Genomic DNA, 11653 nt, shown 5'->3' on the forward strand with positions numbered 1-11653 from the left:
GGACCAGGTTTTTTTATTGCCTGACGCTGTCGAGGCATCCATCACTGTCGTGATGGTCAGCGGTCCCTCATTGTTTCTGACGCAGGTCTGCCTCAGACGGCGACAGCGGTGCACGAGGCCGCACGTATGGCTGGCGATTACTAGGACTAGTGCACGGCACGCTTTCGTTCGAAGCAACGCTGCGTCGAGGGCGCACAGAAGGACGTCGCCTTCTTCGGCGCACATGCCAAGGAAGTATCGCCCGCGCATGCGCCGCCATTGGGGGCGTGCGCCCGGTGTGAGTAACACGGGGGGCGCGCAGGGCGCGCGCCTGCACGCCCAACCGGTGACCAACGGAGCGCTCACCTGCGGAGCAGCGAATCGCAGAGCGTCTCAACCGCCCGCCCCTGTGTGCATGTAACGTGCACCGGCTGGACGAGCTGAGCTCCTACCGCGGACGTACGCTGCGTGCCGATGGGCACGCGAAGGGATGTGCACGGCCAGTAGGCACCCGGCTCGGCGCATCAGGCGGCCTATGGAAGAAGTTCTGGCAGCGGTGTGACGACAGAGCCGCGGCGTCGGTGCCTGCCGCGGGCGATTGCGCCCTCCGCCGCGTCTGCGGTCGCGCACCACCGCCGAAATGCGCGACCTGTTCGGGCGCCGCTGCGTCCGCTCCACCGTACGCATGCCGCAGTACGAGCAGGCGCGCGCACCACCGGGTGAGGCCGCTACTGGGAGCGTCCCGTACGCCTGCCGCACCCCGATGCGCCCGCCCTACAGTGCTGTTTATTCGCATACCGAGCCTTCGCGTGAAAACGCCCAGGCGCCGCCGTTGGGTACCTTCCGCCTTCGCCGCGCACGGTGCAGGCGCCACTGCCCTACCTGGCCACTCGCGTGCTTCACCGCCAGGCTTCCGATTCGCTTCACCCGGGCCACTGACCAAGAGCCACGAGGCCCGGCCGCGAAACACCCCCATCCTCCGCGCAGGCACCACTCGGCCACACAGGCGCGTACTGCGAATTGTTCGGATGGCAAGAGACGGGAGACCAAGATGAACACAACCACCGCCATGCGGGAACAGGCGGTTGCCGAACACTGGATCGACGTGGAAGGGACATTGACCCGCTACCTTGAGGCCGGGCACGGAGACCCGGTGCTGCTCGTCCACGGCGAAGGCAGCGTTTCCGAGGAGTGGTACGGCATCCTCAAGGGCCTTGCCGGCAGCCACCGAACCATCGCCGTGGATCTGCCAGGGTATGGACACAGCGAACCGACCTCCGACGCCAGTCCGGTGGCGCTCGCCGCATTCGCGTGGAAGTTCGCCCAAGCGGTGGGTGCTGAGCGCCCTGCGATCATCGGGCACTCCCTCGGAGGCGCCGTGGCCGCCTACATGGCCCTGCAACGGCCGGACCACGTACCGTCCCTCGTCCTGATCAGCTCCGCGAGCATGGGGCGTGCCATCAACCCCGTGATGCTGGTGCTGGCCGTGACTCCCTTGGGCGACCTCACGAAATGGCTGATCCCGAGACTGTCCTTTGGGCCGCGCCTGCTCGTGGCGTCGGTAGCGGTGATAGGGGCCCTCCGCCCCTGGCGGCTCCCCGCTCGCTGGTGGACCAGTCAGATCGCGGCCGTCTCCTCGCCCGAAGCCCTGCCGACCACCCTGCGCTCCCTACGCTCTTCAACGGGGCTGCTGGGGCAGAAGAACCTGCTCACCGGGAGGTTGCGGGAACTACCGATGCCCACCCTCGTGGCCTGGGGGGTCCAGGACACGCTGGTTCCCTTCTGGCAGGCGATCGCCGCCCAACGCCGCCTGCCTGAAGGCCGGTTGAAACTCGTACTGTGCACCGGGCACCTCGTGCCGATGGAAGCCCCCAACACTCTTCTCAAGACCATCCGTCCCTTCCTCGCACATTCCGGTGACGCCATGGAAGGAGGACGGCGACGATGAGCGACGCAGCCGATGTGATCGTGGTGGGAGCGGGTCTGGCAGGACTCGTCGCGGCATACGAGTTGACCCGCGCCGGACGGCGAGTGGTCATCGTCGATCAGGAGAACCAGGCGAACCTGGGAGGCCAGGCGTTCTGGGCAGAGGGGGGCCTGTTCCTGGTCAACAGCCCCGAACAGCGAAGGCTGGGCATCAAGGACTCTTACGAGCTGGCGCTGGCTGACTGGTTGGCCTCGGCCGGGCACGACCGCGACAGCGAGGACCGATGGGCCCGCAAGTGGGCTGAGGCCTACGTAGGCTTCGCGGCCGGAGAAAAGCGTCCCTACCTGCACCGACTCGGACTGCGCCTGGTGCCCATCGTCGGCTGGATCGAGCGAGGGGTGGGCACCTCGACCGGGCACGGCAACTCCGTCCCTCGGCTGCACTACACCTGGGGAAGCGGGCCACAGGTCGTGCGGACTTTCCGCAGGCCCGTGCTGGCCGCAGCCGAACGCGGGCTGGTCACCTTCAAACACCGGCACCGCGTCGACGAGCTGATCGTCGAGGGAGGAACCGCTGTCGGCGTGCGCGGCTCGGTGCTGGTCCCGACGCAGCAACCGCGCGGCGTGCCCTCCCCGCGGCAGGAAGTGGGCACGTTCGAACTGCGCGCACAAGCGGTGCTCATCACCTCAGGCGGCATGGGCGGCAATCACGAGATGGTGCGGGCCCACTGGCCGACCGAGCGCCTCGGCCCCGCACCGGCGACGATGCTCACCGGTGTGCCGGCACACGTCGACGGGCGCATGCTCAACATCACCGAACGTGCCGGCGGGTCGGTGGTCAACCTCGATCGCATGTGGTTCTACAACGAGGGAATGAAAAACTGGGCTCCCATCTGGCCCGGCCACGGGGTGCGGCTCCTTCCCGGCCCCTCACCGCTGTGGCTCGACGCCACAGGACGGCGACTGCCCCCGCCGCTGTTCCCCAGCCATGCGTCCCTGGCGACACTGCGGCACCTCAGATCGACCGGTCACGACCATTCGTGGTTCATCATGACCCACTCAATGGTTGACAAGGAGTTCGCCTTGTCAGGGTCCGAGCAAAATCCCGATCTGACCGGCAAGAACTGCGCACTGCTGCTCCAGCGGTTCAAAAAGAGCACCATGGCGCCCATTCGCGCGTTCCTCGATCAGGGCGAGGACATCGTGCTACGCCGGACGCTGTCCACACTGGTCGAGGGCATGAACACCATCACCCCCGACACGCGCCTGGACTACGCGCGAGTGGAGCGGGAGGTAGCGGCCCGTGACCGGCAGGTCATCAACGATTACAGCAAGGACATGCAACTGATGTCCGTGCACAACGCGCGCGCGTACCTCCCTGAGAAGCTGGTCCGCATCGCCCCGCCGCACCGCCTGCTCGACCCCGCCCACGGCCCCCTGGTCGCCGTCCGCCTCCGCCTGCTTACCCGTAAGACACTGGGCGGGATACAGACCACTCTCGACTCGCAAGTCCTACAGTCGAGCGGCGCGACCTTCGACGGCTTGTACGCGGCCGGCGAGGCAGCCGGATTCGGCGGCGGAGGGCTGCACGGATACAACGCACTGGAAGGCGCCTTCCTCGGCGGCTGCATCTTCTCCGGCCGGGTCGCTGGCCAAGCCCTGGCCCGGGACCTGGCATGAGAGCAGCCGCCTGCGTTGGGCCTCCCCGGGGACCTGTGGCCGCCCCTGCAACACGCCGCCCCTGCAACACGCCGTGCAAGCACGAGCACGCCTGCATCCGCTGTCCGCTCCTCCAGATCGACCCGGGCCAGCGCGGCCCGCTCATCGAGCGCAGCCGCGGGGTGAAGGCATCGGGGCGACGTTGGCTTGGAGAACGCCACGATCGTCATTGCCAATACGCGGACGGCGAAGGGCAATCGGTACGTGGCGGAGAAAGACACCACGTCTCTTGCGGGGGAGCGGATTCTGCCGCTGCCAGCACTGGTGCTGCGAGCCCTCACAGCATTCCGGTTTCTCCAAGCCGAGGAGAGGCTCGCTTTGGGGAAGGCGTACACGGTTTCGGGCTACGTGCTGGCGCACGAGGCGGGCGACGCCTTTACGGTCGAGCAACTTCGCCGACGCGTGTACCGGCTTATGGAGCTTCTCGGGCTGCGGCGCGTCAGGCTCTACGACGCACGCTCGTCGTGCTTCACCTTCCTGGAACAACGGTTCCCCGGACCACGTCCTCGCGCGATGGGCCGGATATGCGAACGTAAAGACGACTAACCAGTGGTATGTCAAGCCGGACGTAAAAGGTCTGCGCGGAGCCGCCACCACGTGAAATGGCCTGCACGGGGGTGCGGCGGAGGAACAAGACTGAGTCACGCGGACCATCAGCCGAGCGACTTGCGAGCCGTGTGGCCAACAGGACGAGGGCGAGGCGCATTCGGGGTCCGCTTGCTGGTGTGGGCCAGTGGCTGTGACTGAGAGCATGTGGCTACGGCCAGGCCCTCTACCAAGCGTTCACCGTACGGTGTTCGAGCTGCTGTTGGGTGGGATTCCGGAAGGTTTCCAGTTGTCCACGCCGAGCCTCGTCCGTGCCACCACACTTGATGTTGCACTGCGAGCCGCCTGGAGGCCGTGGTCAAAGAGGAAAGCGTTGCTCGTAGCGACTGAAGGAGGGTGCGTGCCCGGAGCTCACTGCCGACACGGCTACGAGTACCTGCCGCGGAACGTACACCTGGGCTCTCATCGGCGGTTCGGCAGCTCCGGAGCAAGGCAAGGCCCGCTACGTCACCCCGGCGGTGTGATATCTCGTGACAGATGAAAGGCTCAGGCGGGTGAGTGAGACACCGATGAAAACCTTGCAATACCGCTTTGACGGACCAGAGGACGGCCCCGTCCTGATCCTGGGCCCCTCCCTCGGTACCACATGGCACATGTGGGACCGCCAGGTTCCCGAGCTGAGCCGCCGCTGGCGAGTCCTGCGGTACGACCTGCCGGGGCACGGCGGCTCCCCCGCTCACCCGGCCTCAGCCATCGGCGACCTGGCGGACCGCCTCATCGCCACGCTGGACCAGTTGGGCATCGACCAGTTCGGTTACGCGGGCTGCGCCATCGGCGGGGCCATCGGCGCTGATCTCGCCCTCAGACATCCGCACCGCGTTGCCTCGCTCGCGCTCATCTCTTCGTCGCCGCGCTTTGGCACCCCCGACTCCTGGCGCCAGCGCGGAGTCGTCATCCGCACCAATGGGCTCGACCCCATCGCCCGTACCGCCCCCGAGCGATGGTTCACGACGAGCTTCGTTACCGCGCAGCCCGCCATCGTCGACTGGGCGGTGCAAATGGTGCGTACCACCGACCCGGGCTGTTACATCGCCGCCTGCGAGGCGCTTGCCGCGTACGACATCCGTTCGCAGCTTGGTCAGATAGGCGCGCCGACGCTGGTCTTGGTGGGCGCCGATGACCAGGTGACGCCGCCCGCCGACGCCCGGGTGCTGGTCGCGGGTATCCCGGACGCCCGGCTGGCCCTGGTGCCAGGCACCTCGCACCTGACGCCCGTCGAGCAGCCCTCAGCCGCCACTGACCTGCTCGTACGGCACTTCGCCAGCTCCGGCCAGTCCTCGCACACCACGGGCATGACCGCCATCACAGCGGCCACCCCCAAGCCGGTGCTCACTCCCGCGCCTACGCCGCCCATGGCGCCCGCATCGCCGATAGCCGAGATCGCCCCGGCCGGGCAGCCGGCCCACGTGCCCACCGGGCAGCCGGACAGCAGGGCGCGCGGCATCAAGGTCCGCCGCGAGGTGCTGGGAGATGCGCACGTGGACGCGGCGGAGGCCGCCGTGGACGACTTCACGGCCGACTTCCAGGACTTCATCACCCGCTATGCCTGGGGCGAGGTATGGACCCGCCCCGCGCTGGACCGGCACACGCGCAGCGTGGTGACCCTCACGGCGCTCACCGCCCGCGGTCATCTCGACGAACTGGCCCTGCACACACGCGCCGCGCTGCGCAACGGGCTGACCCCTGCCGAGATCAAAGAGGTGCTGCTGCACACCGCCGTGTACTGCGGGGTGCCCGCGGCGAACGCCGCCTTCGCGGTGGCCCAGCGAGTCATCCAGGAGGAGACCCGCCCCGAGGCGTGACCGCGCGGCGTGGACCGCGTACGTGGAGAGCCTGGTGCATACGACACCGGAGCCGTTGCCTGGTGCGGCCGGGTCGTGCCACAGACGGCGCCGCGTGCGCGCGTAGCGTGGGCCAGCGCAGGCGGCGGAGAAGACAACGCGGAGAAGACAACGGGGAAGACGCGCGGTGCCGCGGGCCCCGGAGCAAGGCTGGCAGGGGATACCAGGGAAGAGGAGCGGTTGCTGATGCGGCTCACCAAGCAGGGACACTCCAGCGTGCGGCTGGAGCAAGAAGGACGCACGCTCGTGATCGACCCGGGGGCGTTCAGCGAACAGGACGCGGCGCTCGGCGCGGATGCGATCCTGGTCACCCACGAGCACCCGGACCACTTCGACGAGGGCCGGCTGCGGGCCGCCCTCGACGCCAACCCCGCCGCCGAAGTGTGGACGCTGCGCAGCGTGGCGGAGCAGATGTCGGCGGCCTTCCCCGGCCGCGTGCACACCGTCGGCGAGGGTGACACGTTCAGCGCGGCCGGCTTCGACATCGAGGTGCACGGTCAACTGCACGCCGTCATCCACCCGGACATCCCGCGCATCACCAACGTCGGGTACGTGGTGGACGGCGCGCTCTTCCACCCGGGCGACGCGCTGACCGTGCCCGACCGCCCGGTGCAGACCCTGCTGCTGCCGGTGCACGCCCCGTGGAACAAGGTCGGCGAGATCATCGACTATGTGCGCGCGGTTCGCCCGGCTCGCGCCATCGATGTGCACGATGGACTGCTCACCGACATCGCCCGCCCCGTGTACGACCGGATGCTCGGCCCGGACGGGCCCGGCGTGGCGCAGGCACAGCACGGCCGATTGGCCGTGGGGGAGAGCGTGACCCTGTGACCTGGGCCGGCTGAGCCGCGCCGTTTTGCGCGCGGGTCTGCCCGGGCTCGCCGCGCCTGCTGCGCCGGCCGCTGTCACCGAGGGAGCCGGCGACGCGCGGGGCGGAACCGCAGGTGGGGCCGGGGGCGAGGGCCGCTCGCGGCCGGTTGTCAGTGCCGGGCGGTAGGTTGGCGAACATGCGCATCGCGACCTGGAACGTCAACTCGATCACCGCCCGATTGCCGCGGATGCTGGCCTGGCTGGAGAGCAGCGGCACGGACGTGCTGTGCATCCAGGAGACCAAATGCTCGGCCGAACAGTTCCCCTACAACGAGCTGCGGGACCTGGGATATGAGGCGGCGGTCAACGCTACCGGCCGGTGGAACGGGGTGGCGCTGCTGTCCCGCGTCGGCCTGAGCGACGTGGTCATAGGGCTGCCCGGCGGCCCAGACTACGACGGTGCGCAAGAGCCCCGCGCGGTCTGTGCCACCTGCGGCCCACTGCGCCTGTGGTCGGTGTATGTGCCCAACGGCCGTGAAATCGATCACGATCACTACGCGTACAAGCTGCGCTGGTTCGAGGCGCTGGGCGCGGCCGTCGCGGGGGACGCAGCGCAGTCGCGGCCGTTCGCCGTGCTCGGGGACTTCAACGTCGCCCCGACCGACGAGGACGTGTGGGACCCCGCTCTCTTCGAGGGTGCTACGCATGTCACCCCCGCCGAGCGCGCCGCTTTGGCTGCGCTGCGCGAGGCGGGCCTTTCGGACGTGGTGCCCAGGCCGCTGAAGTACGACCATCCGTACACGTACTGGGACTACCGGCAACTCGCCTTCCCGAAGAACAAGGGCATGCGGATCGACCTGGTCTACGGCAATGCGCCGTTCGCCAAGGCAGTCAGCGATGCGTATGTGGATCGCGAGCAGCGCAAGGGGAAGGGCGCGTCCGATCATGCGCCGGTCGTGGTGGACCTGGACGTCTGAGCGCACGCCCACGGGCTTGACCGTTCCCGCTGGGCGGTCAGTTCGGTGGCGGGGCTGCGAGACTGGTCGTCGTTGACGCCCTCGAAGACGATCACCGTGCGTACTCCGCTCTACGCGAGCGCGTCGCGCTCCAGCCGATGCGGTTCGATGGAGGTGACGGACGTGCCGCGGGCGAGCGGCACGCTCACCGCGTACAGCCGGATCTTTCATCCGTTCGGTGGAATGATCGTCCGCGGTGGTGCGGTCGGTGGCCGTGCCGCCCAAGGCGGACCGGTCAGGTCATCAACCAACGGGCGGTCCGACATGTGTGGCATGAGGCTTGTGAGACGAGGCGGTGGAACGGTGGCGGCGCTGCGAAGAAGCCCCGCCGCGCGCCTGTGGTGCACACCCCCGGGTCGGTGCGACGCTGAGCAGTATGAACATCTCCTTCCTGGACCATTGGCGCAAGCGGCACGGCGCGGCGAGCGAGGCGAAGTCGCCGCCAACCGGGCTGGCGCGGGAAGGGCTGGCCGAGTTGCTCTCGGAGTGCGAACTGCTGCGGGCCCGCGCCGAGTCGGAAGACGTCGCCTTGGACGACACTGCCGCCTCCCTTGCGGCGCTTGACCAGTTGCAGCCGCGTTGGCGGGATGACCCCGAGGAGTCGCCGTGGCTGGGCACTGACGCGGGGCTGTATCTGGGCACGGTGATCGTGCGGACCGTGTCGGGTGCCGAGTGGCGGCTGAGCCCGGACGGCACTCCCGTGGTGGCACTCGACAGCGGCCGGGAGATCGATGTGGTGGCGGCCGGGCTGGCCTGGGCGGAGGACGGTGCGCCCGAGTTGTCGCAGCTGTACGCGGAGGTGGACGAGGGCTAAGCGTGGGCCCGGTAGCCCGGTAGCCCGGTAGCCCGGTAGCCCGGGCGCGGCGCGCCCATCGATCCGCCCGGGCCGCTCAGCCCGTGAAGGCGATGCCGTACGCCAGTCGCCAGCGGTCGGCCCGCACCACGAGGTCGGAGGTCTCCACCGGCTGGTCGTCCGCGTCGAAGTGGGTGCGCTCGACCACCGTCACGCACTGCCCAGCGGTGCAGCCCAGCGTCTCCGCCTCCGTCGTGGTCGCCGGCCGGGAGCCGACCAGTTCCACCGCCCGCACCACCTGGACGCCGATCGCGGCGAGCCTGCCGCGAACCCCTCGTTTGGCGTACGGGCCACGCTCGGGGTAGACGACGTCGGTGCCTTCGGTGAGGGCCAGCGGCTCCCAGCTGACGGCGAGTTGCAGCGGCTGGCGGTTGGCCAGGTACTCGTAGCGGGTGCACACCACGCGGACGGCCTCCGGCACACCAAGTCGTCCGGCGATGTGTGGCGGTGCTTGAGTGATGCTGGAGGACGCCTCCCAGCTCACCACCGTGTCGTCCCCGGTGGTTAATTGGGCCGCGAAGGGCGAGTCAACGGCTCCCGTCGAGCGCAACAACGAGCCGAGCGGCGCCCGGTCGGCGACGAACACACCGCGGCCGAACTGTCCTTCCGCGTACCCGGCCGCCTTGAGCACCCGCACGGCCCGATCCACGGTCTGATCGCTGGCCGCGTACGCGCGCTTGAGCTCGGAGCGCGAGGGGATGCGGGCGCCGACCGGCAGAGTGCCGACGTCGATCCGATGCCGCAGATCGTCGGCGATGCGTTGGTAGACGGGTTTGCTGTCACTCACCGCGGGCTCCTTCCCAGCCGGGGCTGACGCTCACAACTCGCCCACAGGCTAGGTACCCAGGCCCGTTCTGCGTACCTAGGTCAATTTGACGTCAATCGCCCGATAGGTGCGTGTCGCCCATGGAGCCCCCTTGGGGGGTGGATAGGTTGCGTTGACTGCGACACGCCTGAGAGTGGGTAGGGCTGCATATGGCCGTCGATCCTCTGATCGAACTGCGCGACGTCAACAAGTATTACGGGAAGCTGCATGTGCTGCGAGACATCGATCTCACCGTGGGGCGCGGGGAAGTCGTGGTCGTCATCGGCCCTTCCGGTTCTGGCAAGTCCACGCTGTGCCGGACGATCAACCGGCTGGAGAGCATCGAGTCCGGCACCATCACGCTGAGCGGCCGGCCGCTGCCCGCCGAGGGCAAGGCGCTCGCTCAGCTCCGTGCCGAGGTGGGCATGGTCTTCCAGTCCTTCAATCTCTTCGCGCACAAGACCGTGCTGGCCAACGTGTCGCTGGCGCAGATCAAGGTGCGCGGCCGGAAGAAGGAGCAGGCCAACGAGCGTTCCCGGGATCTGCTGGACCGAGTCGGCCTCGCCGCGCAGGCCGACAAGTATCCGGCCCAGCTCTCCGGCGGCCAGCAACAACGGGTTGCCATCGCCCGGGCGCTGGCCATGGACCCCACGGTGCTGCTCTTCGACGAGCCGACGTCGGCGCTCGACCCGGAGATGATCAACGAGGTTCTTGAGGTGATGCGGCAGCTCGCCCAGGAGGGGATGACGATGGTGGTCGTCACCCACGAGATGGGCTTCGCGCGGTCGGCCGCGAACCGGGTGGTGTTCATGGCCGACGGCGCGATCGTGGAGGACCGCGCGCCCGAGGAGTTCTTCAACGCTCCGAAGAGCGACCGCGCCAAGGACTTTCTGTCCAAGATCCTCAAGCACTGAGCGGGCGGCACCGACATGCGCAACTCTTTCCCGCCCCAGGGCGCAGGCGGGGGCCGGGCCCTGGCCCCCGACGATGGTCTGATGCTGGCCCCCGGGGATCGTTCGACCCGGGCTCCAGGCGCCACCGACCCGATCAAGGCCCCCGGTGCGCCCGCGGCCAAGGCCCCCGGCAGGGCCCCGGCCCCGGCCCCGGCCCCGTTGCCGGTCGCCGGTCAGTCGCCGGCACCGGTGCCGGCGCCGAGCCGCTCGCCCGCGACCGTGCGCGGCGCCGTCCGCCGCGCCCTCACCGCGGCCGTGCTCGCCGCGCTCGCCCTGGCCACCACCGCCTGCGGCAAGGAGGGCAGCCCGCCCGCGAAGGGCCCGCAACCCGACGAACTGCCGCGTTACCGCGTGGCCCAAGGCTTCGAGCTGAACGACTCGGCCACCTGGCGAGGGGCCAAGCGGCGCGGCCGACTGGTGGTCGGCGCCAAGGAGGACCAGCCGTACATGGGGGAGAAGGACCCGGCCACCGGCCGATACAGCGGCTTCGATATCGAGATCGCGAAGATGATGGCCGCCTCCCTCGGCTTCGACCCGCGGCGCATCTCCTTTCGGACCATCGCATCCGCCAACCGCGAGACGGCGCTGCAAAACGGCCAGATCGACTACTACGTCGGCACATACACCATCAACGACCTGCGCAAGAGGCAGGTCGGGTTCGCCGGTCCGTACTACGAGGCAGGGCAGTCGCTGCTGGTGCGCGACGAGGAAAACGACATTCACGGGCCCGGCGACCTGGGGGGCAAGAAGGTGTGTTCGGCGGCAGGTTCCACACCGTTGCAGCGCATCGAGGACGACTATCCCCAGGCCGATCCGGTCGCCTACGACGCGTACTCGATCTGTGTGGACAATCTCCTCACCTACCAGGTGGACGCCGTCACCACCGACGACACCATCCTTATGGGCTACGCCGCCAAGGCCCCCGATGAACTCAAGCTCGCGGGGCGGCCGTTCTCCAAGGAGCCGTACGGCATCGGCGTACCCAAACGGGACACCGCCCTGCGGTTCGCCCTCGACGACGCCATCGAGGCGCATCAAAAGAACGGCGACTGGAACAAGGCGTACGACGCGACCCTCGGCCTGTCCGGCGTGCCCGCGCCAAGGGCCCCCGCCGTCAACCGCTATCCGGCGAGCTGAGGGAAGGC

The 11653-nt window shown here is 68.8% G+C and carries 10 protein-coding genes; 9 read left to right on the top strand and 1 reads right to left on the bottom strand.

Annotated features, from left to right (window positions below):
* Window positions 1-1030 precede the first annotated feature (1030 nt).
* From FHS42_RS15785 to FHS42_RS15815, 7 genes are all read left to right on the top strand, one after another.
* Window positions 1031-1927, top strand: a complete 897-nt coding sequence (locus tag FHS42_RS15785; protein ID WP_184572848.1) for an alpha/beta fold hydrolase — start codon at window positions 1031-1033, stop codon at window positions 1925-1927.
* Window positions 1924-3585, top strand: coding sequence for an FAD-binding dehydrogenase (locus FHS42_RS15790; RefSeq protein WP_184572849.1), 1662 nt, complete (start codon window positions 1924-1926; stop codon window positions 3583-3585). The genes FHS42_RS15785 and FHS42_RS15790 overlap by 4 nt, the downstream gene beginning before the upstream one ends.
* Window positions 3586-3771: 186 nt before the next feature.
* Window positions 3772-4170, top strand: a complete 399-nt coding sequence (locus tag FHS42_RS37115; RefSeq protein WP_184572850.1) for a hypothetical protein — start codon at window positions 3772-3774, stop codon at window positions 4168-4170.
* Window positions 4171-4724: 554 nt separating this feature from the next.
* A complete protein-coding gene (pcaDC, locus tag FHS42_RS15800; protein WP_184572851.1) occupies window positions 4725-6032 on the top strand; it encodes a bifunctional 3-oxoadipate enol-lactonase/4-carboxymuconolactone decarboxylase PcaDC in 1308 nt (435 codons plus the stop codon).
* Window positions 6033-6257: 225 nt separating this feature from the next.
* A complete protein-coding gene (locus FHS42_RS15805) occupies window positions 6258-6902 on the top strand; it encodes an MBL fold metallo-hydrolase (RefSeq protein WP_184572852.1) in 645 nt (214 codons plus the stop codon).
* Window positions 6903-7078: 176 nt separating this feature from the next.
* Complete coding sequence (locus FHS42_RS15810; protein ID WP_184572853.1) at window positions 7079-7858, top strand: exodeoxyribonuclease III; 780 nt, start codon at window positions 7079-7081, stop codon at window positions 7856-7858.
* Window positions 7859-8273: 415 nt separating this feature from the next.
* Window positions 8274-8711: a DUF6278 family protein gene (locus tag FHS42_RS15815; protein WP_184572854.1), complete on the top strand. Its 438-nt coding sequence runs from the start codon at window positions 8274-8276 to the stop codon at window positions 8709-8711.
* Between the two features lie 76 nt (window positions 8712-8787).
* Here FHS42_RS15815 and FHS42_RS15820 read toward each other — a convergent pair whose 3' ends face one another.
* Window positions 8788-9537 (bottom strand): GntR family transcriptional regulator, encoded by a 750-nt coding sequence (locus FHS42_RS15820; protein ID WP_184572855.1) that lies wholly within the window; start codon window positions 9535-9537, stop codon window positions 8788-8790.
* Between the two features lie 188 nt (window positions 9538-9725).
* Between FHS42_RS15820 and FHS42_RS15825 the strand changes: the two genes are divergently transcribed.
* Window positions 9726-10469 carry an amino acid ABC transporter ATP-binding protein gene (locus FHS42_RS15825; protein WP_184572856.1) on the top strand — a complete coding sequence of 248 codons (744 nt, stop codon included), beginning with the start codon at window positions 9726-9728 and terminating at the stop codon, window positions 10467-10469.
* 258 nt (window positions 10470-10727) lie between these two features.
* The gene (locus tag FHS42_RS15830; RefSeq protein ID WP_184572966.1) at window positions 10728-11645 is read left to right on the top strand and encodes a glutamate ABC transporter substrate-binding protein; all 918 of its coding nucleotides are present in this window, start codon (window positions 10728-10730) and stop codon (window positions 11643-11645) included.
* The last annotated feature ends 8 nt before the right edge of the window (window positions 11646-11653 follow it).

The sequence above is a fragment of the Streptomyces zagrosensis genome, assembly GCF_014203645.1.
Classification (GTDB): domain Bacteria; phylum Actinomycetota; class Actinomycetes; order Streptomycetales; family Streptomycetaceae; genus Streptomyces; species Streptomyces zagrosensis.